The following is a 24,495-nucleotide window of genomic DNA, read 5'->3' as shown; positions in this document are numbered from 1 at the left end:
CACGGCGGGCCGTCGCCGACGACGCCCGCCCATCACCCTAATCTTTCGGAGAAGTACCCATGAAGAACAAGCGCAATCTCACCGCCAGCGTCCTCGCCGCTTCCGTCATCGCCGCCGTCACCGCCTATGCGGCCAGTAACAGCGGCACCATCGGCGTTGGCTTCGGCGCCGCCGCCAGCAGTTCGGCCGGCATTCCGTTGCGAGCCGCAACCGCACAAACCGGCAAGAAGAACCTGCTGTCCGCAGCGCCGGCGCAGACCGGCTTCGAACGATTCATCGTCAAGTACAAGGACGGCAGCGCCGCCAGGCTCAACCGCAATACGTTGATGGGCAACCTCAACGCCGCCGGTGCCAGGGCCGGTGCAATCGCCTCGTCGGCGAGCAGGGGCGCGCCCGCGGCCATGGGCTTCAGCCACGTGCGCACGCTGGGCATCGGCGCCGATCTGGTGCGCGCTTCGCGCCGCTTGACTCCGGCCGAGAGCACGGCGCTGCTGACCCAGCTGCGCGCCGACCCGAACGTGGTCTACGCGCAGCCCGATTACCTCAAGCAGCGCCTGGACTTCATTCCCGACGACACCCGTTTTGATCTGCAATGGGATTTCACCGATCCGACGGTCGGCATCGGCGCGCCCCAGGCCTGGGACACCTCCAGCGGTACGGGCGTGGTGGTGGCGGTGCTGGACACCGGTTACGTCGATCACGCCGATCTGGACGGCAACGTCGTGCCGGGCTACGACTTCATCATCGACACCACGGTCGCTGGCGATGGCGACGGCCGCGATGCCGATGCGCACGATCCCGGCGACTGGGAAGGCGGCGGCAGCAGTTCCTGGCACGGCACCCACGTCGCCGGCACGGTCGCGGCGGTGACCAACAACGCCAAGGGTGTGGCTGGCGTGGCCTTCGGCGCCAAGATGATGCCAGTGCGCGTGCTCGGCCATGGCGGCGGCTACACCTCCGACATCGCCGACGCCATCACCTGGGCTTCAGGCGGTACCGTCGCCGGGGTGACCAGCCTGGATCCGGCCGATGTGGCCGACGTGATCAATATGAGCCTAGGCGGTTACGGCGCGTGCAGCGGCGATCCGGTGACCCAGGCCGCGGTCGATGGCGCGATCAGCCGCGGCACCACGATAGTGGTCGCGGCCGGTAACGACAACGACGATGCCGCTTTCCATTCGCCGGCCAGTTGCAGGGGCGTGATTACGGTCGGCGCCAGCGGCGTCGACGGCGGCCGTTCCTACTTCTCCAACTACGGTCCGACCGTGGCCCTGTCGGCGCCGGGCGGCAACGCCACCAGCATGTCCGATCCGGACAACCGCTGGATCTGGTCGACCGGCAACAGCGGCACCACCACGCCGGTCGCCAGTCCGGCGGGCGATGTGCTGATGGGCTACATCGGCACCTCGCAGGCCAGCCCGCACGTGGCCGGCACGGTTGCGCTGATGCAGGCCGCACGCGTCGCTGCCGGCAAGGCGGCGCTGACTCCGGCCGAGGTGAAGACGATGCTGCGCAATACCGTCAAGCCGTTCACGGTGACGCCGCCGCTCGGCAAGCCGCAGGGCCCCGGCATCCTGGATGCGGCCGCAGCCGTCTATGCGGCGACCCAGGACATTCCGGCCGATACCAGCACCTTGCTGGCCAATCGCGTGGTGCTGTCGGGCCAAGGCGGCACGGCCGGCGAGGCGCTGGTGTACAAGATCGTGGTGCCGGCGGGCAGGACCAGCGTCAACCTGCGCACTTATGGCGGCACCGGCGATGTCTCGCTTTACGTGGCGCGCGACCGCATCCCGACCGCTTCCAACTACGACCGCAAGTCGGCCAAATCGGGTAACGCCGAAACCGTGGTGATCACCAGCCCGGCGGCCGGCACGTACTACATGACCGTGGTCGGCGAGACCGCGTTCGCCAACGTGTCGGTGCTGGGTTTGTACTGATGGAAATGCGCAAGGAACGGGAGCGATCCCGTTCCTTGCGATCCGATACGCGTCCGGGATATCCCGAACGCTTTTTTTTGCGGGCAGAAAATTCCGCTGCTCGCATCTTCTGTAGGAGCGACGCAAGTCGCGAAGCACGTCGCATCTGAGTGGCCGCGTGCTCCGCGACTTGCGTCGCTCCTACAACGACGCTGGTTGCATCAGCACTCGATGACGTTGACCGCCAGCCCGCCGCGGGAGGTTTCCTTGTACTTGTCCTGCATGTCGCGGCCGGTATCGCGCATGGTCTTGATCACCTTGTCCAGGCTGACCTTGTGCTTGCCGTCGCCGCGCGCGGCCATGCGGCTGGCGTTGATTGCCTTCACCGCGCCCATCGCGTTGCGTTCGATGCAGGGAATCTGCACCAGCCCGCCGATCGGGTCGCAGGTCAGGCCAAGATTGTGCTCCATGCCGATCTCGGCTGCGTTCTCTATCTGACTGCTGGTGCCGCCCAACGCGGCGACCAGGCCGCCAGCCGCCATCGAACACGCTACGCCTACCTCGCCCTGACAACCGACTTCGGCGCCGCTGATCGATGCGTTTTCCTTGTAGAGGATGCCGATCGCCGCGGCGGTCAGCATGAAGTTGAAGATGCCTTCTTCGTTCGCGCCCGGGCAGAAGCGGTCGTAGTAGTGCAGTACCGACGGAATGATGCCGGCCGCGCCGTTGGTGGGCGCGGTGACCACACGGCCACCGGCGGCGTTCTCTTCGTTCACCGCCAGCGCGTACAGATTCACCCAGTCCAGCGTGGTGAGCGGGTCGCGCATCGCCGCTTCCGGCTTGCTGGAGAGTTCGTTGAACAATGCCGGTGCGCGGCGGGTGACATGCAGGCCGCCGGGCAGGGTGCCTTCCTGGCGGATGCCGCGGGCCACGCAGCTTTGCATCGCGTTCCAGATTTCGCGCAGGCCGGCCTTGATCTCTTCCTCGCTGCGCCAGGATTTTTCGTTCTCGAACATCAGCTGGGCGATGCTCAGGCCGCTCGCGCGCGATTGCGCCAGCAGCTCGTCGCCGCTGTGGAACGGGTAAGGCAGCGGGGTTTCGTCGGCGACGATCCGGTCCGAAGCCGCATCGTCCTGGTTGACCACGAAACCGCCGCCGACCGAGTAGTAGTCGCGGGTGGCGATCACTTCGTCGTTGGCGTCGAAGGCGGTGAAGCGCATGCCGTTGGTGTGGAAGGGCAGCTTCTGCCGCTTGTTCATCACCAGGTCGCGCTTTTCGTCGAAGGCGACCGCGTGCCTACCCGACAACAGCAATTTCTTATCGCCGCGGATGCGCGCGAGCGCGGCCGGGATGACGTCCGGATCGATCAGGTTGGGCATATGGCCTTCCAGGCCCATCAACACGGCCTTGTCGGTGCCGTGGCCGCGTCCGGTCAGGGCCAGCGAGCCGAAGACCTCGGCCCTGATGCGCGCCACCTCGTCCAGCCGCCCAGGTTCCTCTATCCAGCGCGCAACGAAACGCGCCGCGGCCCGCATGGGGCCGACGGTGTGGGAGGAACTCGGCCCGATGCCGATCTTGAAAAGGTCGAAAGTGCTGACTGCCATGGGCGCTATTCTATGCCGTCCGTCCTACCGCGATGTCCTGCGTCGCAACACCGCTTCCATGGAACCGATTCCTTGTCCCTGATTCTGTACCAGCGCGACGACTGTCATTTATGCGACCTGGCCCTGGCCGAGCTAGCCGCGGCGCGCGTGCCCGACTTCGAAAGCGTCTTCATCGACGAAGACCAGGCGCTGGAGGCCGAATACGGAATCCGCGTGCCGGTTCTGCGGGACGGGAACACCGGGCGCGAACTGGATTGGCCTTTCGATGCGGAGGCGGTGATGCGTTGGCGCGGCGCCTAGCTGTCGGCCAGCGAAACGGCGGCATCGGGACGCAGTGGGAGAGGCCGCAATCCGGTTAGGCTCCGGTAATCGGTGCAAAGAACGGAAACCGGGATGAAAAGACTGGCCATGGGACTCGGATTGACGGCGCTCGTCGCTCTGCCGTTGTCGGCGCAGGCGCCTTCTCCTGTGTCCGTGGATCTGCGATCGGCGCTGCAGCGCATGCATGCCGACTATGTGGAAGCGTTCGTGGTGAGCGAGGGTTTCGGAGAAAGTCGGCTGACGCCGATGATGCGGTTGCGCTGGAATTACGACCCCGTCGGCGACAACAAGCTGAGGATCGGCGATGTGCAGTTGATAGGTATCGCCAGGCACGATCCGCCGGTGGTCTACAGCTCGGTGTTCAAGGGGTTCGAGCATGGCGAAAACGGTCCGAAGCTTGTCGACAAGTACGCGCGCGAAACGAATGCGGGAGAAGCGCAGGCGTTGCTTGCTTTGGCCCGCGGCGAAGAAATCGTATTCACCCCTGAAAGCGGAGGACTGCGCGTGATAGGGCCGATCCGCGCACGTTCCCACTGCCTGGGCTGCCACCGCGACAAGCAGGCGGGCGAGTTGCTGGGTGCGCTCAGCTACCGGCTTGCGCCGGCGCAACTGGAGGATGAGCCGCGGTGATCCCGGTGGACGTTGCACGGCCGGTGAGGTGGCGTTGCAGGAATCCGAGCACGCGGGCTTCGTAGCCTGCAGGATCGAGGTTCTGGAAATCCTGATGCGCGGCCTGCGGAAGCAGCCAGTATTCCTTGGGATATCGGGCGCTGGCGAATAGCGCCGCCGATTCGGTAGGCGTGGTGTGCTGGTCCCTGCCGCCGGCGATGATCATCACGGGCGCGCCGATCGCGCCGATGTGGTTTATGGGCCGCAGCCGATCCACCGAAATTCCCAGTCGCGGTTTGACTTGTACCTCCAGCAATTTGCTCAGCAACGGAGCGCCAGGCCCGAAACGCATCGCCATGCGGTTCCGCAGTGCCTGTCGCGCATCCGGATAGACGGCTTCCAGCACGACCGCATCGAATCCGCTCGGGGAAGGGCCCAGCAAGATCGATGCGCCGCCAAGCGATACGCCGATGGCGCCGATGGGTCCGCCCGGACGCCTGCCGCCTATCCATTCGCGTGCCGATTGCACGCCTGCCGATTCGCGCAAACCCAGGGTTATCGCGTCGCCAGAGCTCTCTCCATGCGCCTGCAGATCGATCAACAGCACTGAGTAGCCATGCTTGGCGAGCATCCTCGCGCGCCCGATCATCGCGGTGCGATTGGCGCGAATACCATGCAATAACAAAACCGACCCTTTATCGGCATCGCCCGTGATCCACCAGCCATGTATCGGCCTTGGCTTGCCATCGATCAGCACGGGTTCGGCGTGCAAGTCCGCAGGGGGTGGGCCGACGGTCGCAGGGCGCGGAGCCACCAGCTGGCCACCCACCCAGTAGCTGAAGGCAAGTCCGGACAATCCAAGCAAAACAAAAAACAATGCCGCCCCTTTGAGGACGGCATTGCGCTTGCGCGTGCCGTTCATGCGCCTGTTGTTTCGTCGGGCTTTACTTCGCAGGCTTGAACACGACCTTCGTACTCACCGCCACCTCGTTGGGAATGGTCTTGGTATCGGCCCAGTCGTCGCCGCCGCCCACGCCGAAGTCCAGGCGCTTGACCGTGGCCTTGCCGCTCAACACCGGTTGCGCGCCCGGGGTCCAGGTGAAGGTCAGCGTGACCGGTTTGCTGACCCCGCGCAGGCTCAGATTGCCGTCGGCCGCGTACTGGTTGCCGCCCAGCGAGCGGAACTTGGTGGCCGTGTACCGGGCTTGGGCGAACTTGGCGACGTTGAAGAAATCGGCGCCGGACAGCGTGGAATCGCGGTCGCCATTGCCGGTGCTGGTGCCGGCCAGCGGAATCACCACGTCCAGTTTCGAGGTCGCCAGCTTGGCCGGGTCGAAACTCAGCGTGGTGGTGAAGCTGGCGAACTTGCCGGTGAACACTTCGCCGTCGTACTTGCTGGCGAATACCAGGGTCGAGCCTGGCGCCTGCACGTAGTCGGCGGCGAACGCGGCGGGGGCGGCGACCATCGTGGCCACCAGCGCGGCGGCGGTCAGCGCGGGAGTACTGAAATTACGGGACATGCGGAGGTTCCTCGGGGAGATTGGCGACGGGAATGGCGGGAGCGGCGGGGGTGTTATCGACCATGCGGGGTGAACGCCGCGGCAACATGCGCAGCAGGGTGGCGTCGCGCTGGAAATAGTGGTGGTAGAAGGCTGCGCCGGCGTGCGCGGCGACCAGCGCCACCAGCACCCAGAACCCCAGTTCGTGCACTTCGTGGGAAAGATTGCGCAGCGTTTCGTCCGGCGGGCTCAGCTTGGGCATGTCGAACAGGCCGAACCAGCGGAACGGGCGCAGACCGCTGGCCGAGTCGTACAGCCAGCCCGAAATCGGCATGGCCAGGATCAGCGCGTACAGCAGCCAGTGGGTCACGTTGGCGATGCGCTTCTGCCAGGTCGGAGTGCCCGGCACCGGATCGGGCTTGCCCGCGTAAAGGAGCCAGGCCAAGCGCGCCAACACCAGCGCCAACACGGTGATGCCCGTCGATTTGTGCGCGGTGTAGACCCAAAAATACTTCGGCGTCTTCGGCAGTTCGCCCATGGTCAGGCCGACGATGGCCAGGCATAGGATCAGCAGCACGATCAGCCAGTGAAAGGCCTGGCTTACCGGACCCCAGCGGTCAGCGGTGTTCTTCATGGTCATGGCTTGGCTGGCTCCGTGGTCGGGGTGGGCGTGGCGGGCTGTTGTTCTTCGTTTTGCTGTTCTATGTCGCGCTGTTCTCCCTCGTGCTGGTCGCTGTCGTCGGCGTCTTTGCGTGTACGCGTGGCCTCCACTTCCAGGCGCAATTCCACACTGTCGCCGATGACCGACTTCCAGGCATCGACGCCGAATTCCGCGCGGCTGAGCGTGGCGGTGGCGGAAAATCCCGCCGTGCGCCGGAATGGCGGCAGCGGATGGCGCTTGAGCGCATTGAGGGTCACTTCCAGCTTCACTTCCTTGGCGACTCCATGCAGGGTCAGCGTGCCGTATACAGAGGCGTGCTGAGGGTCGATGGGTTCGATGCGGGTCGACACGAAGTTTGCGGTCGGGAATTGCCCCACGTCCAGCAGGTTGCGCGCCAGCACGGCCTGGTTCCACTTCTCATCGCCCAGGTCCAGCCGCTGCAAGGGAACGCTGACTTCAAGCTTGGCCGTGGTCCAGTCCTCCGGATCGAATTGCAGATGGCCGCTGCTGCCGGACACTGTGCCGATGGCCTTGGAAAAGCCGGCGTGTTCGACTGCGATCATGACCCGGGTATGTACCGGGTCCAGTTCGTACGCCGCGCTCGCTGCCTGCGCCGGCAAGGCGGTCAGCGGCATCAGCAAGAGGGCGAGGCCAAGGGGAAGGCTCGGGTTCATAGGCCCGGGATTCTAGGTGGGTGCCGCTGAAGATACGCCGCTTGCACATGCAACGGTCCGTTGCGATGCTGCCCGGACAGGGAAGCAGGTCAAATGGGGTAGGGAATGAGGCGGTGCGTCTGGTTGCTGGGACTGATCATGTTGTGCGCCGCCGCGCAGGCGGCCGTGCCAGAGATCCCGCGTTTCCGGTTGCTGAGCTCGGCCGACGGCCTGCCCGCCACCACCATCCCGGCGCTGGCGCGGGATCGCCAAGGCTATCTGTGGATCGCCACCTGGGACGGCCTGGCACGCTACGACGGGGTGGGTTTCCAAATATGGCGGCACGATCCCGAGGACCCTGCTTCGTTGCCCGGCAACCTCGTGCAGGCGCTGCACATCGACAGCGACGACCGCATTTGGGTGGCTACCGAAAACGGCGGCTTGAGCGTGATGGGAGCCGACCGCAAGGGTTTCCGCCATTACCGCATGGCCGACCATCCGGAAATGGGCAGCGACGATGTGTTCACCATCGCCAGCCAGGGTAAGGAGTTGTGGTTCGGTACCTTCGGCGGCGGCCTGCATCGGCTATCGCCGCAAGGAGTAATTACTGGTTTCCGCGCCGACGAGAACTCGCCCGACGGACTGCCGTCGGACACCGTGCTGTCGCTTTCCTTCGACCAGAACGGCGGCCTGTGGATAGGCACGATGAACGGATTGGCCCGTTTCGACGGCAAGGCCGTGCACCGGGTCGCGACGCCGGCCGGCGAAGACCTGATCGTCTATTCGGTTACCCGCATCGGCGACACGCAATGGGTCGGCACTTCCGAAGGCGTTTTCCAGTGGCGCGCCGACGGCCGCTGGCAGACGCCGGAGTGGTCGCCGATGTTCGCCCGCCCCAACGCGGTGATGACGATATTGAGCGACGGCAGCGGCGAATACTGGCTGGCCAGCCAGGGCGGCCTGTGGCGCACCGAAGGCAACGGCGCTCCCTCGCCGGTCGTCCACGACGATCTCGGCGCCGGCATCGGGCGCGTGGTGCAGACCGCACTGCTGCAGCCCGATGGGGGCATGTGGGTGCCCGTGCCGACCAAGGGGTTGGCTTATTTGCGTTCGGATTGGCGGCGCATCGCCGCTTTCTCGCGCGCGCAAGGGCTTGCCGGGGGCGTTTATCGCGGTCTTTCCGCCGCCGGCGCAGACCATATCTGGCTGGTCAGCACGATCGGCAAAGTGGAACGCCTCAACACCCGCACCGGCGAAATCACGCCGTTGGGGCTGTACGAAGAGCAGTTGAAGGACATCCGGCTCATTTCGGCGCTGGAAGACAGCAAGGGCCGCCTGTGGCTGGGCTACCGCAAGGGGTTGATGCGGATCGACCTGAAGACCCATGAAATGCGCAGCTGGGAGACCGACGCCGCGCACGACGCCCACCCCGACGAGAGCACGGTGGACTGGCTGGTGGAAGCGCCCGATGGACTGTGGCTGTCCACGCAGATGGGCAGCGTGCAGCGCCGCGACCTCTATACCGGCAAGGTGCTGGACACCATCCCGGTGGATGCGGACGGTTCGCCGCAGTCGGACGTGGAAGCGATGGCGCGCGCACCCGACGGCGCGATGTGGCTGGCGGGCGCGAAGGGCCTGCGGCGTTGGCAATCGACGCAACGCAGGTTCGTCGCTCTGCCTGCGTTCGGCGAACAGCGTGTGTTCGGTTTCGTGTTCGAGAATCCGGACCGTCTCTGGCTGCATCGCTTGTCCGGACTGGAGGCCTGGCATCGCGACGCTTCCGACGGCTGGACGTTGGCAAGGCGCGTCGCCAGTGCGGACGGTCTGCCGGCGCTGGAATCCACTGGTTTGCAGATCGATGCGCAAAAGCGGGTATGGCTGGCTACGCGGCGAGGACTTTTCCGTTTCGATCCACGGACCGGCCAGGTGCGCAATTACGGCGCGCGCGACGGTCTGCTCAGCCAGGAATTCAACGACCGCGCCCTGTTGATCACCCGCGACGGTGTGTTGGCGGGAAGCGCGGCCGACGGTTCGGTGATGCTGCTGGATACGCGCCTGCCCGACCCGGCGCCGGTCACTCCGCATCTGGTGCTGGATGCGTTGCAGGTCAGCCGCGACGACGGAGTCGTCGCGCTGCCGGTCGCGGGCGGGTTTGCTTTGCAGCCGGGCGATCACGAATTGCAGATCAGCGCACGGCTGCTTTCCTTCGACGACCCGCTGGTCAACCGCTATCGCTCGCTGCTGGAAGGCTTCGACAAGGATTGGGTGGACCAGGGCGCCAGCGGCGAGCGCGCGTTCTCCACTTTGTCGCCGGGCGACTACGTGTTGCGCATGCAGGCCTTCGACGATGCAGGCAACGCTTCGGCCGTACGCACGCTGCACTTCGAGGTATCGCCTCCCTGGTGGCGCAGCAAATGGGGAATCGCTTCGTTCGTAGTGCTGGGTCTGCTGTTGCTGGGCGTCGCCGGCGCGCTGTACCGGCGACGCCTGCGCCGACGCAACGCTTGGCAGCTGGCCGAGCACAAGCGCGACCTGGCCGAACAGGCATCGCTGGCCAAGACCCGCTTCCTGGCCACGCTGGGCCACGAGGTGCGCACGCCGATGACCGGCGTGCTGGGCATGAGCGAACTGCTGCTGGCCACGCCGCTGGACCAGAAACAGCGCGGCTACACCCATGCCATCCAAAATGCCGGCACGCATCTGTTGCGCCTGGTCAACGACGCGTTGGATATCGCGCGCATCGAGGCCGGCAAGCTGGAGTTGCAGCAGCAGGATTTCGACGTGCGCGCGCTGGTGGACGAAGTGGCGGGATTGACCGCGCCGCTGGCCGAGCAACACGGCCTCAGCTTTTCAGATGAAGTATCGGCCAGCGTGCCGGCGGCGCTGCAGGGCGATCCGATGCGGGTACGGCAGATCCTGCTCAACCTGCTGGGCAACGCGATCAAATTCACCGAGAAAGGCGGAGTGACTTTGCGCGTTTCGCCTTGCCTGCCGCAGGGGATACGTTTCGCGATCGGCGATACCGGTCCCGGCATCAGCGAGGAGCAACAAACCCGCCTGTTCCAGCGTTTCGAACAGGCCGAAGGCGCGCGCACCGCGGCGCGCTACGGCGGCAGCGGCCTGGGACTGGCTATCTGCCAGGAGCTCGCCGTAGCCATGGGCGGGCGCATCAGCGTGGAAAGCACGCCGGGGCAGGGCACTTGCTTCATCGTGGAATTGCCGCTGGCCACGGCCGCCGAACTGCCCCGACAGCCCCGCGCCGATCCTTCGGCGCCCCTGCCGTCGCTGCGCATCCTGCTGGTCGAGGACGATGCCACCGTGGCTGAAGTGATCGCCGGCCTGCTGCGCGCGCGCGGCCACCAGGTCAGCCATGCCGCGCACGGTCTGGCGGCGCTGACGCAAACGGTGGCGCAGGCGTTCGATGTCGCGCTGCTGGATCTGGACCTGCCGGGTTTGGACGGGCTGGCCCTCGCTCGCCAGTTGCGCGCCCAATCGTTCGATGCGCCGTTGATCGCAGTCACCGCACGCGCCGACGCGGAAGCCGAGCCCCTGGCGCAGGCGGCGGGTTTCGATGGCTTTCTGCGCAAGCCGGTGACCGGCGATCTGTTGGCCACCACCATCGAGCGCGCCATGTTGCAACCCCGCAACCGCGTCTGAGCCGTTCACGACCGTACCTGCCGAATTCGAGACCGCCCGCATGAGCTTCCCCTGCACACGATCTGGTTTGTTGCTGCTAATGGCGCTTGCCGCACCGATGGCCATGGCCCAGACGCCGGCGACGCCCGATGCCGGGAGCGCCCAGACGCAGACGCCTTTCCTAGGCGGATTCCTGAAAGAGACGCGCGTGATCTATCCGCTGCGGATCGCCGAATGGCAGGCCCAGGGCGAGCATCTCTACGAGCAGCAGGAATTGGGGGCCTCGGTGCGCTACATGCACAACCTGCAGAAGGATCGCTGGATGGATCTGTATTTCTATCCTGCGGGGATACTGACCAACGAACAGTTGGGCGAGGCGATGGAAAGCACGCTGGAAGGGCTGCGTCTTTCCGCTGGCTACAGCGCCGCCGACATCGATCCGATCGCGCCGGTCGTGTTCACCCAGGGCAGCGGTGCGCAGAAGCAGAAAATCACCGCGTACTCCACGTCGATGCGGCTGGTGCGCGAAGGCCAGACTTACCATTCGGCGATGGTGATGCTGGTCAGCGATCTGTACTTCATCAAAGGCCGGTTCAGCGTGGAGGAGAAGTCCCTTTCGCAGCGCGCCACGCAAAAGCAGTTGGAGAAGTTCATGGCTGCGGTGGTGCGCGAATCGACGCTGCGCAGTACCGGCGATTGCTGGATGCCGCCGCCCATCGTGGAGAAGGCTGCGCTGATCAAGGACGCGCCGGGCCAGTTGGCGGCAACGGACAAGGACGGCGTGCTGTCGGCCGTCGCCTATGCGGACCGGATCGAGGCGCTGGATGCGAAATCTTCGGAGGCTATCGTCATGCAATTCCTTTCCATGCCGATGAGCGGCCGCCTGGTTCCGGGCTGCGGTCCTGCCGAAGACATGAATCCCGAAGTGCCCAAGGACATGCGCGAAATCCGTCTGGAATTCGGCGCGCCGTCGGGCGAGAAGGGCAATCAATCCATGCCGCTGAGAACGCGCGCGACCGGTGTCTCTTGAGTAAGGAAGCGCATTGAACCTGGCCTTGTTCGATTTCGACGGCACCATCACCACCCGCGAAATGTTTCCCGATTTCATGCGTTTTGCGGTGACGCCGCGCAGGCTGGCATGCGGGAAGGTTTTGCTTGCGCCGCTCGTGGCCGGCTACCGGCTGGGCATGGTTCCCGGCAATGCGGTGAGGGCCGCCATCGTGGCTTTCGGTTTCCGCGGCGTTGCGGAGCAAGATATTCGACGTGCCGGCGAGGCATTCGCATCGGACATCATTGCCGGGGCATTGCGAGCCAACGCAATGGAAAAAATCCGCTGGCACCAGGCACAGGGAGATCGGGTCGTCGTCGTGTCGGGATCATTGGAGGCTTACCTTTCTCCCTGGTGCAGGCAACATGGCCTGGAACTGCTCTGTTCGCAGCTCGCCGCGGCCGACGGCGTATTGAACGGCCGCTACCTGGGCGCACAATGCGTCGGAAAGGAGAAGGCCAGGCTCATCCGCAAACGCTACGACCTGGACGAATACGCTGCGGTGTACGCCTACGGCGATACCCATGAAGACGATGAGATGCTGGCCATGGCCGACCATGGATATTTTCGCTGGCAGGCGATGACTGGCTCGCGCTGATCGGCTTGCATTGGCAAGAAGACAGCTGCCACAACGGAGCCGTTGTGCAACGGCTAGCCTCAGCCGGGCCAAGCCTGAGAAAGAAGCACCTTGAGCCTGGCCTTGTTCGATTTCGCAGGCCGATTTCGCAGACTGTTTGCCTGCTATGTAGTGAAATGGAAAGTAAGTAGTCGATGCCTTCCCATCGTTTAGGGAGGCATCGGATTCCTTGCTACGGCCGCTTCGCCTTTGATCGACGGTAGAAGTGGATGGCAAAGGAAATCAAAGATACTGCCGCAAATGCGGTCCCCGATGGAATTAATCTCGCCATAAACATAATCACAGCGATAAACACACACACGAGACCCCAGTAAAGGTAATGATCACGTGGGGTTTTTACTATGCCAAAGGTAGGCTTCATCATCTTGTCTCCCTATCTTCAGCCAGCTTACTGCAGAGTTTGCAATCCACCTTTTTCGAGCGCGACATTGTTGTCATCGCCACCGGCCGTGCCAGCGCCTCGATCCTAGCGGCTGTGGCAGGGCCTCATAGTGCTTATCTGCGAACCACTAGTTCGTGATTCGCGAACGGATGCAGTAAAAACAATCTTACGTTTACTCGTTATATATTGCTCAGGATAAAGCCACAAAAATAATTGGTTCATCAGTGTGTGCCGTGGCGATGCGCTTAATAACGTTCTCTTTAACACGCGTAGGCTAGCCACATCGGTCCTGCGAATTCTCATGGGTCAATACGATGACATGTCCGGACGGATTACTTGCGTCCACCTCAGTCGGACCAGGCCTCTGCATACACCGTGCGCTGAGGATCGTCCTGCTCCGGATGCACCCAGATGCCGCCAACTTCGCTGGCTTCCAAGTACAAGCCTTCCTCGCTTTCGGTCAGGGCGCAGTTGTTCTCCACCAGTTCGGTGGGGTTGTCCTGTCGCGCGAGGCAACGCGATTCGATGAAACGCTTCAGCGCCTCGCGCGTTTCCTGGTAGGGCCGCTGCAGGATGTACTGGTGGTCGCTCCACAAGTCCGAGTCCATCAGCCTCACTTCGGCCAAGGGCTGCCCGGCGAATTGCGCCATGCCTTCCCTCAGAAAGCCGGTGATGGTGGTGGCCACCATGTCGAAGCCGGCGTCATCGGCCTTCAGGTCTTCGCATTCCAGATGGATGCGGTCCATGCTGCGCTTCCATAACGGATCGAGTTCGTCGATGCGTTTGGCGCGAATCTGGTCGCAGGCCATCGGCAATTGATTGCCCGCGTCGTCGAATCTGGGCTGATGCACGCTGAGTTCGGGAAAATCGCCCCCGGACAATTGCAACACCGGATCGGGCGTTGCCGCCCAGCAGGGCCGCGCCAACGCGGACAGGCTCAAGAGCGCGGCAAGGGCGAAGCGGCGGCATTCCATGCGAGGCTCCAATGCGATCCGGAAAAGGAAACTCAGGCGGGATTGCGCGCAGACAGCGCATGCACGGCATCCACCAGCACGGCCACATGCTCGGGATCCATGTCCGGCGACATGCCATGCCCCAGGTTGAATACGTGTCCCGAGCCTTGGCCGTAGCTGGCCAGCACGTTGCCAACCTGCGTGCGGATCGCCTCGGGCGAGCCGTACAGCACTGCGGGATCCAGGTTGCCCTGCAAGGCGACTTTGCCGCCGGTGCGGCGGCGCGCTTCGGACAACTCCACCAGCCAGTCCACACCCAGCGCATCGGTGCCGCTTTCGGACAGCGCTTCAAGATGCGCGGCGTTGCCCTTGCCGAACAGGATCAAAGGAGTGAATTCCTCATTTGCGCCGCGGTCCAGTTCGCGCGCGATGCGAGTCAGGTAGGGCAGGGAGAATTCGCGGTACATCGCGGGACTGAGCACGCCGCCCCAGGTATCGAATACCTGCAGCGCCTGCGCGCCCGCCGCGCGCTGCGCGGACAGGTAGGCGATCACCGCGTCGGTGTTGACCGACAGCAATCCATGCAGGGTGGCCGGGTCGTTCAGCGCCATCGCCTTGATCCGCGCGAAATCCTTGCTGCCGCCGCCTTCGACCATGTAGCAGGCCAGCGTCCACGGGCTGCCGGAAAAACCGATCAGCGGCACCTGGCCGTCCAGTTCGCGGCGGATCACCCGCACCGCGTCCATCACGTAGCGCAGTTCGGTTTCCATGTCCGGCACGCCGAGCTTGGCCAGGTCGGCCGCGCTGCGCACCGTATTGCGGAACTTGGGGCCTTCGCCATCGACGAAATAAAGCTCCAGGCCCATCGCATCGGGAATGGTGAGGATGTCGGAGAACAGGATCGCCGCATCCAGGTCGAAACGCGCCAGCGGTTGCAGCGTGATTTCGCAGGCGATGTCCGGATTCTTGGCCATGGCCAGGAAGCTGCCGGCCTTGGCGCGCGTGGCGCGGTATTCGGGCAGATAACGCCCGGCCTGGCGCATCAGCCAGACGGGAGTGCAGTCCACGGGTTGGCGCTTGAGCGCGCGCAGCAGGCGGTCGTTCTTCAGAGCAGTCATGGTGGATCCGGAAAAAAGAAAAAGGGGGATCAGGTCGCGGGTGCGTTCATTTGGGCGCGTCGGCGCCGCGCACGAAGGTGACCTGATAGCCGCGTTTGATATGGCCGTCGCGCGCTTTTTCGAAAGCGGCAGTGGCCTCGTCCTGCAGCAGGTATTGCTCGCGCTTGAGCTGGGCGCGGCCGCCCAGCTGGCCGGTTTCGCGCAGCAGTTCCCAACCGCCGAACAGATCGGGCTGCAGGGTCAGCTGCACGTAGCGGGGCGATTCACCCGCGGTCGGGTGTTGCTGGAGGAACAGGCGCATGGCCCATTTTAGCCGGAGAGCACCGCCAGCACGCGGTTTTCATCCACATCGGGCACCACCTCGGCACGTCCGATCCCGCGCCAAAGCACCAGCCGCAGGCGGCCGGCCAGGTTTTTCTTGTCCAGACGCATGCGCGCCAGCAGCGCTTCGGGCGCAAGGCCTGGCGGGATCGAGGTGGGCAGGCCGCAGGCCCGCAGCAAGGCGATCAACCGGTCGGTGTCGGCGTTTTCCGCCAAGCCCAACATCGCCGACAGGCGTGCGGCCAGCACCATGCCGACCGCCACCGCCTCGCCGTGGTTGAGGTTGTCGTTGTGCGGGCTGCCGTAGCCCTGCTCGGTCTCGATGGCATGGCCGAAGGTGTGGCCGAGGTTGAGCAGGGCGCGCTCGCCGCGTTCCAGCGGATCGCGTTCCACGATCTCGGCCTTGTGCTCGCAGCTGCGCGCGATGGCCATGGCCAGGGCCGCGTCGTCGCCGGCCAGCAGCGCTTCGCGCTCGGTTTCCAGCCATTCCAGGAACAGCGGATCGCGGATGGCGCCGTATTTGATGACTTCGGCCAGCCCCGCCCGCAACTCGCGCGCCGGCAGCGTGCGCAGGGTGGAGGTGTCGGCGAACACCGCGCGCGGCGGGTGGAAGGCGCCGACCAGGTTCTTGCCCTGAACGATATCGACTGCGGTCTTGCCGCCGACCGAGGAGTCCACCATCGACAGCAAAGTGGTGGGAAGCTGCACGCAATCCACGCCGCGCATCCAGCAGGCCGCGGCGAAACCGGCCAGATCGCCCACCACGCCGCCGCCCAGGGCGAAGATGCAGGCGTCGCGGGTGGCTCCCAGGGTGGCCAGGGCCTCGATCGCCGCGCCGAAATTGGCCAGCGTCTTGGAAGCTTCGCCTGCGGGCAATACGAAGGTGCCCACCAGCAGGTCGGGGCGTGCTTCGTGCAGGGCTTCGCGCACCGTGGCGACATACAGCGGCGCCACCGTCGAATCGCTCACCAGCAGCACGTGCCGGCCGTGGACATGGCTCGCCAGGGCGGCTCCGTCGGCCAGCGCGCCAGGACCGATCACGATCCGATAAGGGAATTGGCCGCCCACTTCGACGGTGCGCGAAACGCCATTCATGCCGCACGCTCGCTGCGTTGCCATTGGGCGGCCAGCAATTGCGCCAGGGTGGAGGTCGCCCCACCTGGCGACAGGTCATCGGTATCCAGCATCAGGTCGGCCACTTCCATATAAAAAGGCTCGCGAACGGCGGTCAGATCGCGCAATACCTGCTCGCGGTCTCCGCGCTGCAGCAAGGGCCGGGCGCGGTCCCGTCCCAGGCGCTTGAGCTGCGCTTCGACTCCAACCCGCAAATAGACCACGAATCCGCGCCGCTGCATCAGCGACCGATTGTCGCAGTCCAGTACCGCGCCCCCGCCGGTGGAGACCATTTTCCCTTCCTGGGCCAGCAGTTGCGCCAAAGCGGCCTTTTCGCGCTCGCGGAAGCCCGCTTCGCCCACGTGTTCGAAGATGGTGTTGATGGTGGCGCCGCAGCGCTCGACCACCGCTTGGTCCACGTCGGCGAACTCCAGGCCGAAACGCTCGGCCAAGCGTCGGCCGATGGAGGTCTTGCCAGCCCCCATGGGGCCTACCAGGATCAGATTGGGGGCGGGATTCATGTCGAACAGATGCTATCACCGGCTCATGCCGCCGACATGCGGGTCGCCGGCATCGCTGGCGCCGCGTTAACGGCAGCGGGGCTACCTTCGTGGGCCCGGCGCAACCCGCCAAAACCAAGGATCACGCCATGTCGATCGCCAAGATCATCGAAGTCAACGCCGCCTCCAAGACCAGCATGGAAGACGCGGTCAAGAACGGCCTCAAGAAGACCTCGGAAACCGTCAAGGGCATCAAGGGCGCCTGGGTCAACGAAATCAAGGTGGTCACGGACGACAACGGCAACGTCACCGAATGGCGCGTCAACCTGCGTATCACCTTCGTGGTGCAATAAGGCCTACTGCGCGGAACGGCGCTGCGCGTCCAAAGACACGGTGCGCTCGGCGATCGCCGGCAGGGCACGCAGGGCCTGCCGGCTCACCCGTTCGAAGAACTGCACGAAGCGGCCGACTTGCGCGCGAGTCATCGCCGTGCGGTTTGGATCGGCGGTCTGTAGCGTCTGCTCCTGCTGCCAACGCCATTCCGGCACCACTTCGAACCCCGGTCCCTGCAGGAACCACAACGCATCGATGGTTCGCCACAGGCGGGGATAGTGGTCGGCCAGAGCCGCGTTGCACCAGCTGCGCCAACTTCCGTCGGGATCCTCGTCGCGTTCCAGTGCGTTGATCGGCTGTGTCAGGTCATCGGGGTTCTGCGGCGGCGTTTTCAGAAACCAACCTTCCAGCAGCACGAAATCGCAGCGTTGTTCCGCGGTCGGCCACTGCGCGACCGGCAAGCGGTCGTCGGCGAGCTTGTCGAAACGCGGCAGCCGCGTCGCGCGGCCCGCGCGCAGGCTCTGCATGGTTTCCAGCGCCAGGCCGAGGTCGTGGGTGCCGGGCGGCCCGCGCGTGGCGAGCAGGGGATGCACCTCGCGCGCCAGCCGTTGGCGCTGGTCCCGGCCCAGGTAGAAGTCGTCTATGGAAAGTACTGCAGTGCGGAGTCCTCGCGCATCGGCGAGGCCCGCAATCTGAGCCGCCAGAGTGGACTTTCCGCTGCCTTGCAGGCCTGCGATGGCGAAAACGGGCGTGGGCCGAGGGAGCGAGAGCGCGGCATCCAGCGCGGTGGAAACCAGGGATTCTTCGAATCCTTTGCCGGATGCGTGCGTGTCGGCGGTCATGGGGGGACAATAGCGCAAGGCCGAGGATTTAAAGACTCCGGCCATATTTTAATCGTCGTCCCCGCGAAGGCGGGGATCCAGCGACTTGCTGCGCAGAGCTTAAAGTCGCTGGGTTCCCGCCTTCGCGGGAATGACGGTCGGATTTTCAACGTGGGTCAGTGCCAGGACCGACGCAACACCAAGTGAAAAGCACCCGATGACAGACCTGTACGCAGAAGCACTCGCCACTTTCACGGCATTGTTCGCCGAGGCCAAAGCCAGCAGCGGCGAGATAGAACCCAACGCCATGACCGTGGCGACCGCGACCGCCGATGGGCGGCCTTCGGCACGAACCGTGCTGCTCAAGGCATTCGATGAACGCGGCTTCGTTTTCTATACCCACCTGCACAGCCACAAGGGCCGCGAGCTGGAAGAGAACCCGCGCGCCGCATTGCTGTTTCTATGGCGCAGCCTGCGGGCGGCGGGCATCCAGGTGCGAATCGAAGGCGTGGTGGAGGTGGTGGACGAAGCGGAAGCCGATGCGTATTTCGCTTCGCGTCCGCGCCCCAGCCAGGTGGGCGCATGGGCTTCGGCGCAGTCGGAAACCCTTGAATCGCGTGACGACTTCGACGACCGCATTGACCAGGTAGAAGCCGAATTCGAAGGGCGCGAGATTCCCAGGCCGGAAGGCTGGAGCGGATTCCGTGTCGTGCCGCAGGCTTTCGAGTTCTGGTACGGCGCCGAGTTCCGCCTGCATGAGCGCTGGCGCTATGAATGCGACGCCGATGGCGAATGGTCGAAGCGGATGCTGTATCCGTGACCCGGATGGCCCGCATCCGCAGGAGCGACCGTAGGACTGGCCGTAGGAGCGACGTAAGTCGCGAAAGCGGACACTCGGAAAAATTGGTTTCGCGACTCACGTCGCTCCTACCACGGGGCAAGCGGTGACTGGGCCTAAACGCATCGTCTGCCTTACCGAAGAGCCCACCGAAACGCTGTACGCGCTCGGCGAACAGCACCGCATCGTCGGCATCAGCGGCTTCACCGTGCGGCCGGCCATCGCGCGCAAGGAAAAACCGAAAGTCAGCGCGTTCACCAGCGCCAAGATCGGCGAAATACTCGGGCTCAAGCCCGATTTCGTGATCGGTTTTTCCGATATCCAGTCGGAGATCGCCGCAGAGTTGATCAAGCAGGGCGTCGAGGTCTGGATATCGAACCATCGCAGCGTCGAAGGAATCCTCGATTACATCCGTCGCCTGGGCGCACTGGTCGGCGCAGGCGACAAGGCCAACGCCTATGCCGATGAGCTACAGCATGGTTTGGAGCAGATCGAACGCGACTCCGCGACGTTGGCGCAGCGACCGCGGGTGTACTTCGAAGAATGGGACGAGCCGCCCATCACCGGCATCCGCTGGGTAGCCGAACTGATCCGCATCGCGGGCGGCGACGATGTGTTCCCCGAACGTTCGGTGGAATCGCTGGCCAAACACCGCATCCTGGCCGATGCCGGCGAAGTGGTGCGCCGTGCGCCCGACATCATCCTGGGCTCATGGTGCGGAAAGAAATTCCGGCCCGAGAAAGTCGCCGCGCGTCCGGGTTGGCAGGCGATACCCGCGGTGCGCGATGGCGAGCTGCACGAAATCAAATCGCCGCTCATTCTGCAGCCCGGTCCAGCCGCTTTGACCGACGGCGTGCGCGAGATCGCAGGAATCATCCAGGCTTGGTCGGCACGCCATCCCCCCCTGTAGGAGCGGGCCCTGCCCGCGACGCTTTTTTCGCAAAGCGAAATGGCAAGAGCGTCGCGGGCAGGGCCCGCTCCTACAGGTTCAGAAATTGCGCTGGAACTTCACTTTCTCTGAGCGGCCATCTGCCTTGACGGTGACCTCGAAGCGGTAACTGTCGCGCGCATGGATCGTGAAGACGCCGATGTGATCGGTGTATTGGCCGGTCTTCACCGCCGAGAATTCGATGTGCTGCCGCGCGCCCTGCAGGTCGAAAGCCTCCGCCGAAACCTCGCTCTCGGCACTGGTTTCCTCGCCGTTCTCCAGGCGCCTTACCGCGACCACCAGCATCGCCGAGCCTGCATCCCTGGCCACGCCGTATTCCCGCGCCACGGCATCGTTTAGGCTCAGGGTAGGCAGCGCGTTGTAGTGCACGCGCAAGTCACCGAAATCGGCGGAAGAGACCGCAGGCGGAACGAAGTCGGCAGCGCGCGGCTTTTCCGCCGCCGAACATGCAGTGAAGAACAGGATCGACAGACAGAGCGCAAAATATTTCATTGGAAGGTTCCCGTGGGTCTTCATGCCGGTTCAGTCGTTCGCCGCCGACAATTCCTTTCCGCGTTCGCTGGCCGCATGGATCGCCTTGCCGACCAGCTTGGCGAAGCCTCCTTCCTGGAACGTTTCGATCGCCGCCTGGGTGGTGCCGTTGGGCGAGGTCACCCGCTTGCGCAGTTCGGCCGGATCTTCGTCCGATTCGGTCAGCATGCGCGCAGCGCCCAGAATGGTCTGCAGCACCAGCGCGCGCGCGGCCTCGTCGTTCAGGCCTTCCTGTTTCGCCGCCGCCTCCATCGCTTCGGCAAGCAGGAACACATATGCCGGCCCACTGCCCGAAACCGCGGTCACCGCGTCCATCTTGGCTTCATCGTCGATCCAGACCGTCTTGCCCGCGCTCGAGAGCAGGGCTTCGGTGCGTTCGCGCCCGTCCGCGTCGACCTGCGGGGTGGCGAACAATCCGGTCACGCCGGCGCCCAGCAAAGCAGGGGTGTTGGGCATGGCGCGAACCACGGCGACGCCGTCGCCCAGCCATCGCTGCATCTGCCCGGCAGTGATGCCGGCGGCGATGGACACCACCAGCGCGCCGTGCTCCTGCGCCAGGGCGGACAGGCCTTGGCATACCGTGCGCATGACCTGCGGCTTCACCGCCAGCAGCCACAGGCTGGCGCCGGTAGCGGCTTCCAGCGCGGTGGCGAATACGGGCACGCCGAAATCCCTCGCCAGGGACTCCCTGAGGACCTCGACGGGTTCGGCAACCCGGATGCTTGCGGCGCTGGCACCGCGTGCGATCAAGCCGCCGATCAGGCTGCGCGCCATGTTGCCGCCGCCGATGAAGGCGATGGAGCCGGAAATAGGGAATGGAGAATGGGAAATGGGGGAAGGGGTCGTCATTCGGTCTTGATGCCTTTGCAAGGTGATCCACGGTGTTCGCTAATGAGTCGTGATGTGGGGATTAGGGCCTTTTTGCCGATCCCCCATTCTCCATTCCCTATTCCCGGCTTCTCGGGCCGAACAGGGCGGTGCCGATACGTACCATCGTCGCACCTTCGGCGATGGCCAGCGGGAAATCGTCGCTCATTCCCATGGAAAGCGTGTCGATCGATCCATATTGAGCGGCCAATGCGTTGAACAGGGCCGCCATGCTGCGGTAGGCAGGACGGCGTGCTTCCAGGTCGGCATGCGGTGTAGGGATCGCCATCAGTCCGCGCAGGGTCAGGCGCGGTTCCCGCTCGATGGCCGCCGCCAGCTCGGCAACCTGCTCCGGGGCGCAACCGTGTTTGCTGGCCTCGTCGTCGATATTGACCTGCACCAGCACGTTCAGCGGCGGGCGATGCGGCGGACGGGAGCGGGCGAGCGCGGCGACCAGTTTCAACCGGTCCACGGTCTGCACCCAGTCGAAGAGTTCCGCGGCCGTTTCGGCTTTGTTGGATTGCAGGTGGCCGATCAGATGCCACTCCAATCCCGCCTGCGCCAATGCGCCGATCTTGGCTTGAGCTTCCTGAACGTAGTTTTCCCCGAAAGCACGCTGTCCGGCGGCGGCCAGAGCCGCGACCGCCGTCGCAGTTTGGGTCTTGGAAACGGCCAGTAAGCGCGGCAATGGCCGATCGCTCGCAATCGCCGCGTTTTCAAGGCTTTGGAGTATCGCGCTGAGGCGTTGTGCGAGCATAATCCTTCAACCGTTGGATATCGCGGCAAGGTGGGTATACTGCCTCTCGGGGATGTATCGTTCCAGCTGTCGCAGCAATTTTGGGGAAAGCAGCGTATGGATATCGCCGAACTTCTGGCGTTCTCGGTCAAGAACAAAGCCTCCGACCTGCATCTGTCGGCCGGCTTGCCGCCGATGATCCGGGTGGACGGCGATGTGCGCCGCATCAACATTCCGGCGCTGGACCACAAGCAGGTGCATTCGCTGGTCTACGACATCATGTCGGACAAGCAGCGCCGCGACTACGAGGAATTCCTCGAGGTCGACTTCTCCTTCGAGATTCCCAGCCTGGCGCGCTTCCGCGTCAACGCGTTCAACCAGAACCGCGGCGCCGGCGCCGTGTTCCGCACTATTCCTTCGGAAGTGCTGACCCTGGAAGACCTGGGCTGCCCGCCGTTGTTCAAGCAGCTGATCGAACAGCCGCAGGGCCTGATCCTGGTCACCGGTCCTACCGGCTCGGGCAAGTCGACCACGCTGGCCGCGATGATCGACCACATCAACAAGAACGAGTACGGCCATATCCTCAGCGTCGAGGATCCGATCGAGTTCGTGCATACCTCGCAGAAGTGCCTGATCAACCAGCGCGAAGTGCACCGCGACACGCACGGCTTCAACGAGGCGCTGCGCTCGGCGTTGCGCGAAGATCCCGACATCATCCTGGTCGGCGAGTTGCGCGACCTGGAAACCATCCGCCTGGCGCTGACTGCCGCGGAAACCGGACACCTGGTGTTCGCCACCCTGCACACCAGCTCGGCGGCCAAGACCATCGACCGCATCATCGACGTGTTCCCGGCCGGCGAAAAGCCGATGGTGCGCTCGATGCTGTCCGAATCGCTGCGGGCGGTGATTTCGCAGGCGCTGTTGAAGAAGGTCGGCGGCGGCCGTACGGCGGCATGGGAAATCATGGTCGGCACCCCGGCCATCCGCAACCTGATCCGCGAGGACAAGGTGGCGCAGATGTACTCGGCCATCCAGACCGGCCAGCAGAGCGGCATGATGACCCTGGACCAGCATTTGCAGGATCTGGTGAAGCGTTCGCTGATCACGCGCCACCAGGCCAAGGAATACGCCAAGGACAAGCGCCTGTTCGAATAATCGAAAAGACGCGGGATTCGAGATTCGGGATTCGCAAAAAAGCCGGCAAAGGGACATGGGTGGGGTTCGCTGTAGTTGTTGCGAATCCCCAATCCCCAATCCCCAATCCCGGCTCCATAGGAGCCACCCATGAGCACCATCGATTTCACTTCGTTCCTCAAGCTGATGGCCCACCAGAAGGCCTCGGACCTGTTCATCACCTCCGGCATGCCGCCGTCGATCAAGGTGAACGGCAAGATCTCGCCGATCACGCAGACGCCGCTGACCTCGCAGCAGAGCCGCGACCTGGTGCTGAACGTGATGACGCCGGCCCAGCGCGAGGAATTCGAAAAGACCCACGAGTGCAATTTCGCCATCGGCGTGGCCGGCGTGGGCCGCTTCCGCGTCAGCTGCTTCTACCAGCGCAACCAGGTGGGCATGGTCCTGCGCCGCATCGAGGCGCGCATTCCCACCGTGGAAGAACTGAACCTGCCGCCGATCATCAAGACGCTGGCCATGACCAAGCGCGGCATCATCATCTTCGTCGGCGCCACCGGTACCGGTAAATCCACTTCGCTGGCGGCGATGATCGGCTACCGCAACCAGAATTCCACCGGCCACATCATCACCATCGAAGACCCGATCGAATTCGTGCACAAGCACGAGGGTTGCATCATCACCCAGCGCGAAGTGGGCATAGACACCGACAGCTGGGACAACGCGCTGAAGAACACCCTGCGCCAGGCGCCGGACGTGATCATGATCGGCGAGGTGCGCACCCGCGAGGGCATGGACCACGCCATTGCTTTCGCCGAAACCGGCCACCTGGTGCTGTGCACGCTGCACGCCAACAACGCCAACCAGGCCATGGACCGCGTGATCAACTTCTTCCCTGAAGACCGCCGCGGCCAGCTGCTGATGGATCTTTCGCTGAACCTGAAGGGCGTGGTCGCCCAGCAGCTCATCCCCACACCCGACGGCAAGGCGCGCCGGGTGGCGATGGAGATCATGCTGGGTACGCCGTTGATCCAGGATTACATCCGCGAGGGCGAAATCCACAAGCTCAAGGAAGTGATGAAGGAATCGACCAACCTGGGCATGAAGACCTTCGACCAGAGCCTGTTCGAGCTCTATCAGGCCGGCGAAATCAGCTACGAAGACGCCCTGCGCTTCGCCGACTCCCAGAACGAGGTGCGCCTGCGCATCAAGCTGGCCCAGGGCGGCGACGCGCGCACGCTGGCGCAGGGGCTGGACGGGGTGGAGATCGCCGAGGCGCGCTGATCCGCCGCTTCGGAATTGCGAACGAAGGGCGGGC

The 24,495-nt window shown here is 64.4% G+C and carries 23 protein-coding genes and 2 pseudogenes; 11 read left to right on the top strand and 14 right to left on the bottom strand.

The genetic code is table 11. The features are described 5' to 3' along the window. Positions 1 to 59 precede the first annotated feature (59 nt). Positions 60 to 1,937 (top strand): S8 family peptidase, encoded by a 1,878-nt coding sequence (locus BLR66_RS07360; protein WP_093282361.1) that lies wholly within the window; start codon positions 60 to 62, stop codon positions 1,935 to 1,937. A gap of 200 nt (positions 1,938 to 2,137) precedes the next feature. Here the strand turns inward: BLR66_RS07360 and BLR66_RS07355 are convergent, their stop codons facing one another. Next, positions 2,138 to 3,520 carry an L-serine ammonia-lyase gene (locus tag BLR66_RS07355; protein ID WP_093282357.1) on the bottom strand — a complete coding sequence of 461 codons (1,383 nt, stop codon included), beginning with the start codon at positions 3,518 to 3,520 and terminating at the stop codon, positions 2,138 to 2,140. Positions 3,521 to 3,592: 72 nt separating this feature from the next. Here BLR66_RS07355 and BLR66_RS07350 point away from each other — a divergent pair, with 72 nt between their 5' ends. Both BLR66_RS07350 and BLR66_RS07345 read left to right on the top strand, forming a co-directional pair. Next, positions 3,593 to 3,820, top strand: coding sequence for a glutaredoxin family protein (locus BLR66_RS07350; RefSeq protein WP_255402333.1), 228 nt, complete (start codon positions 3,593 to 3,595; stop codon positions 3,818 to 3,820). A gap of 93 nt (positions 3,821 to 3,913) precedes the next feature. Beyond that, positions 3,914 to 4,471 (top strand): hypothetical protein, encoded by a 558-nt coding sequence (locus BLR66_RS07345; RefSeq protein ID WP_093282349.1) that lies wholly within the window; start codon positions 3,914 to 3,916, stop codon positions 4,469 to 4,471. Here BLR66_RS07345 and BLR66_RS07340 read toward each other — a convergent pair. The 4 genes and pseudogenes from BLR66_RS07340 to BLR66_RS07325 all read right to left on the bottom strand — a co-directional run. Continuing rightward, positions 4,425 to 5,372 carry an alpha/beta hydrolase gene (locus BLR66_RS07340; protein ID WP_093282345.1) on the bottom strand — a complete coding sequence of 316 codons (948 nt, stop codon included), beginning with the start codon at positions 5,370 to 5,372 and terminating at the stop codon, positions 4,425 to 4,427. The two genes, BLR66_RS07345 and BLR66_RS07340, sit on opposite strands and share 47 nt — an antisense overlap. Positions 5,373 to 5,394: 22 nt before the next feature. Then, entirely contained in the window at positions 5,395 to 5,970 is a 576-nt protein-coding gene (locus BLR66_RS07335; protein ID WP_093282342.1) for a YceI family protein, read from the bottom strand. 76 nt (positions 5,971 to 6,046) lie between these two features. Next, a pseudogene (locus tag BLR66_RS07330) lies at positions 6,047 to 6,589 on the bottom strand (cytochrome b); the annotation flags it as partial. A gap of 122 nt (positions 6,590 to 6,711) precedes the next feature. Continuing rightward, positions 6,712 to 7,245: pseudogene (locus BLR66_RS07325) on the bottom strand (YceI family protein); the annotation flags it as partial. Positions 7,246 to 7,389: 144 nt separating this feature from the next. On the opposite strand from BLR66_RS07325, the gene BLR66_RS07320 reads away from it, so the two are divergent. The 3 genes from BLR66_RS07320 to BLR66_RS07310 all read left to right on the top strand — a co-directional run bounded on the left by BLR66_RS07320 (position 7,390) and on the right by BLR66_RS07310 (position 12,545). Continuing rightward, complete coding sequence (locus BLR66_RS07320; protein ID WP_093282328.1) at positions 7,390 to 10,920, top strand: hybrid sensor histidine kinase/response regulator; 3,531 nt, start codon at positions 7,390 to 7,392, stop codon at positions 10,918 to 10,920. A gap of 79 nt (positions 10,921 to 10,999) precedes the next feature. Continuing rightward, positions 11,000 to 11,929 (top strand): hypothetical protein, encoded by a 930-nt coding sequence (locus tag BLR66_RS07315; protein WP_093282324.1) that lies wholly within the window; start codon positions 11,000 to 11,002, stop codon positions 11,927 to 11,929. A 25-nt stretch (positions 11,930 to 11,954) separates the two neighbouring features. Next, positions 11,955 to 12,545: an HAD family hydrolase gene (locus BLR66_RS07310; protein ID WP_255402332.1), complete on the top strand. Its 591-nt coding sequence runs from the start codon at positions 11,955 to 11,957 to the stop codon at positions 12,543 to 12,545. 768 nt (positions 12,546 to 13,313) lie between these two features. Here BLR66_RS07310 and BLR66_RS07305 read toward each other — a convergent pair. From BLR66_RS07305 to BLR66_RS07285, 5 genes are read right to left on the bottom strand one after another with little or no spacing between them, the layout of a single operon-like run. Next, complete coding sequence (locus tag BLR66_RS07305) at positions 13,314 to 13,940, bottom strand: hypothetical protein (protein WP_093282314.1); 627 nt, start codon at positions 13,938 to 13,940, stop codon at positions 13,314 to 13,316. A 32-nt stretch (positions 13,941 to 13,972) separates the two neighbouring features. Next, on the bottom strand, positions 13,973 to 15,037 hold the full coding sequence (gene hemE / locus BLR66_RS07300; RefSeq protein ID WP_093282310.1) for a uroporphyrinogen decarboxylase: 1,065 nt from the start codon (positions 15,035 to 15,037) through the stop codon (positions 13,973 to 13,975). 46 nt (positions 15,038 to 15,083) lie between these two features. Next, positions 15,084 to 15,338, bottom strand: coding sequence for a WGR domain-containing protein (locus BLR66_RS07295; protein WP_093282307.1), 255 nt, complete (start codon positions 15,336 to 15,338; stop codon positions 15,084 to 15,086). A gap of 8 nt (positions 15,339 to 15,346) precedes the next feature. Next, a complete protein-coding gene (gene aroB / locus BLR66_RS07290) occupies positions 15,347 to 16,453 on the bottom strand; it encodes a 3-dehydroquinate synthase (protein WP_093282303.1) in 1,107 nt (368 codons plus the stop codon). Beyond that, a complete protein-coding gene (locus BLR66_RS07285; RefSeq protein WP_093282299.1) occupies positions 16,450 to 16,992 on the bottom strand; it encodes a shikimate kinase in 543 nt (180 codons plus the stop codon). Before BLR66_RS07285 ends, aroB begins: the two co-directional genes overlap by 4 nt. A gap of 128 nt (positions 16,993 to 17,120) precedes the next feature. Here BLR66_RS07285 and BLR66_RS07280 point away from each other — a divergent pair, with 128 nt between their 5' ends. Further along, the gene (locus BLR66_RS07280; protein ID WP_093284507.1) at positions 17,121 to 17,324 is read left to right on the top strand and encodes a dodecin family protein; all 204 of its coding nucleotides are present in this window, start codon (positions 17,121 to 17,123) and stop codon (positions 17,322 to 17,324) included. A gap of 3 nt (positions 17,325 to 17,327) precedes the next feature. Here the strand turns inward: BLR66_RS07280 and BLR66_RS07275 are convergent, their stop codons facing one another. Next, positions 17,328 to 18,146, bottom strand: coding sequence for a kinase (locus tag BLR66_RS07275; protein ID WP_176943789.1), 819 nt, complete (start codon positions 18,144 to 18,146; stop codon positions 17,328 to 17,330). A gap of 196 nt (positions 18,147 to 18,342) precedes the next feature. On the opposite strand from BLR66_RS07275, the gene pdxH reads away from it, so the two are divergent. Next, positions 18,343 to 18,945: a pyridoxamine 5'-phosphate oxidase gene (gene pdxH, locus BLR66_RS07270; RefSeq protein ID WP_093282295.1), complete on the top strand. Its 603-nt coding sequence runs from the start codon at positions 18,343 to 18,345 to the stop codon at positions 18,943 to 18,945. Positions 18,946 to 19,069: 124 nt separating this feature from the next. Then, positions 19,070 to 19,873, top strand: coding sequence for a cobalamin-binding protein (locus tag BLR66_RS07265; RefSeq protein ID WP_093282291.1), 804 nt, complete (start codon positions 19,070 to 19,072; stop codon positions 19,871 to 19,873). A gap of 78 nt (positions 19,874 to 19,951) precedes the next feature. Here BLR66_RS07265 and BLR66_RS07260 read toward each other — a convergent pair whose 3' ends face one another. The 3 genes from BLR66_RS07260 to BLR66_RS07250 all read right to left on the bottom strand — a co-directional run bounded on the left by BLR66_RS07260 (position 19,952) and on the right by BLR66_RS07250 (position 22,067). Then, positions 19,952 to 20,404, bottom strand: a complete 453-nt coding sequence (locus BLR66_RS07260; protein ID WP_176943788.1) for a DUF4426 domain-containing protein — start codon at positions 20,402 to 20,404, stop codon at positions 19,952 to 19,954. A gap of 30 nt (positions 20,405 to 20,434) precedes the next feature. Next, positions 20,435 to 21,292 carry a pyrroline-5-carboxylate reductase gene (gene proC, locus BLR66_RS07255; RefSeq protein ID WP_093282282.1) on the bottom strand — a complete coding sequence of 286 codons (858 nt, stop codon included), beginning with the start codon at positions 21,290 to 21,292 and terminating at the stop codon, positions 20,435 to 20,437. A gap of 97 nt (positions 21,293 to 21,389) precedes the next feature. Further along, positions 21,390 to 22,067: a YggS family pyridoxal phosphate-dependent enzyme gene (locus tag BLR66_RS07250; RefSeq protein ID WP_093282279.1), complete on the bottom strand. Its 678-nt coding sequence runs from the start codon at positions 22,065 to 22,067 to the stop codon at positions 21,390 to 21,392. Between the two features lie 96 nt (positions 22,068 to 22,163). Between BLR66_RS07250 and BLR66_RS07245 the strand changes: the two genes are divergently transcribed. Both BLR66_RS07245 and BLR66_RS07240 read left to right on the top strand, forming a co-directional pair. Beyond that, on the top strand, positions 22,164 to 23,201 hold the full coding sequence (locus BLR66_RS07245) for a type IV pilus twitching motility protein PilT (protein WP_093282275.1): 1,038 nt from the start codon (positions 22,164 to 22,166) through the stop codon (positions 23,199 to 23,201). Positions 23,202 to 23,330: 129 nt separating this feature from the next. Next, complete coding sequence (locus BLR66_RS07240) at positions 23,331 to 24,461, top strand: PilT/PilU family type 4a pilus ATPase (RefSeq protein ID WP_093282270.1); 1,131 nt, start codon at positions 23,331 to 23,333, stop codon at positions 24,459 to 24,461. Positions 24,462 to 24,495: the final 34 nt, after the last annotated feature.

The sequence above is a fragment of the Pseudoxanthomonas sp. CF125 genome, assembly GCF_900104085.1.
Classification (GTDB): Bacteria; Pseudomonadota; Gammaproteobacteria; order Xanthomonadales; family Xanthomonadaceae; genus Pseudoxanthomonas_A.
The sequence above is the reverse complement of the archived record's forward strand: the minus strand, read 5'-3'. Positions and strand labels throughout refer to the sequence as shown.

Bases quoted from the DNA above. Each gene is read 5' to 3' on its own strand.
- aroB (WP_093282303.1), bottom strand. From the start codon at position 16,453: ATGAATGGCGTTTCGCGCACCGTCGAAGTGGGCGGCCAATTCCCTTAT.
- BLR66_RS07315 (WP_093282324.1), top strand. From the start codon at position 11,000: ATGGCGCTTGCCGCACCGATGGCCATGGCCCAGACGCCGGCGACGCCC.
- BLR66_RS07250 (WP_093282279.1), bottom strand. From the start codon at position 22,067: ATGCTCGCACAACGCCTCAGCGCGATACTCCAAAGCCTTGAAAACGCG.
- BLR66_RS07245 (WP_093282275.1), top strand. From the start codon at position 22,164: ATGGATATCGCCGAACTTCTGGCGTTCTCGGTCAAGAACAAAGCCTCC.
- hemE (WP_093282310.1), bottom strand. From the start codon at position 15,037: ATGACTGCTCTGAAGAACGACCGCCTGCTGCGCGCGCTCAAGCGCCAA.
- BLR66_RS07360 (WP_093282361.1), top strand. From the start codon at position 60: ATGAAGAACAAGCGCAATCTCACCGCCAGCGTCCTCGCCGCTTCCGTC.
- BLR66_RS07240 (WP_093282270.1), top strand. From the start codon at position 23,331: ATGAGCACCATCGATTTCACTTCGTTCCTCAAGCTGATGGCCCACCAG.
- BLR66_RS07320 (WP_093282328.1), top strand. From the start codon at position 7,390: ATGAGGCGGTGCGTCTGGTTGCTGGGACTGATCATGTTGTGCGCCGCC.
- BLR66_RS07345 (WP_093282349.1), top strand. From the start codon at position 3,914: ATGAAAAGACTGGCCATGGGACTCGGATTGACGGCGCTCGTCGCTCTG.
- proC (WP_093282282.1), bottom strand. From the start codon at position 21,292: ATGACGACCCCTTCCCCCATTTCCCATTCTCCATTCCCTATTTCCGGC.
- BLR66_RS07340 (WP_093282345.1), bottom strand. From the start codon at position 5,372: ATGAACGGCACGCGCAAGCGCAATGCCGTCCTCAAAGGGGCGGCATTG.
- BLR66_RS07285 (WP_093282299.1), bottom strand. From the start codon at position 16,992: ATGAATCCCGCCCCCAATCTGATCCTGGTAGGCCCCATGGGGGCTGGC.
- pdxH (WP_093282295.1), top strand. From the start codon at position 18,343: ATGACAGACCTGTACGCAGAAGCACTCGCCACTTTCACGGCATTGTTC.
- BLR66_RS07295 (WP_093282307.1), bottom strand. From the start codon at position 15,338: ATGCGCCTGTTCCTCCAGCAACACCCGACCGCGGGTGAATCGCCCCGC.
- BLR66_RS07275 (WP_176943789.1), bottom strand. From the start codon at position 18,146: ATGACCGCCGACACGCACGCATCCGGCAAAGGATTCGAAGAATCCCTG.
- BLR66_RS07280 (WP_093284507.1), top strand. From the start codon at position 17,121: ATGTCGATCGCCAAGATCATCGAAGTCAACGCCGCCTCCAAGACCAGC.
- BLR66_RS07335 (WP_093282342.1), bottom strand. From the start codon at position 5,970: ATGTCCCGTAATTTCAGTACTCCCGCGCTGACCGCCGCCGCGCTGGTG.
- BLR66_RS07305 (WP_093282314.1), bottom strand. From the start codon at position 13,940: ATGGAATGCCGCCGCTTCGCCCTTGCCGCGCTCTTGAGCCTGTCCGCG.
- BLR66_RS07260 (WP_176943788.1), bottom strand. From the start codon at position 20,404: ATGAAATATTTTGCGCTCTGTCTGTCGATCCTGTTCTTCACTGCATGT.
- BLR66_RS07355 (WP_093282357.1), bottom strand. From the start codon at position 3,520: ATGGCAGTCAGCACTTTCGACCTTTTCAAGATCGGCATCGGGCCGAGT.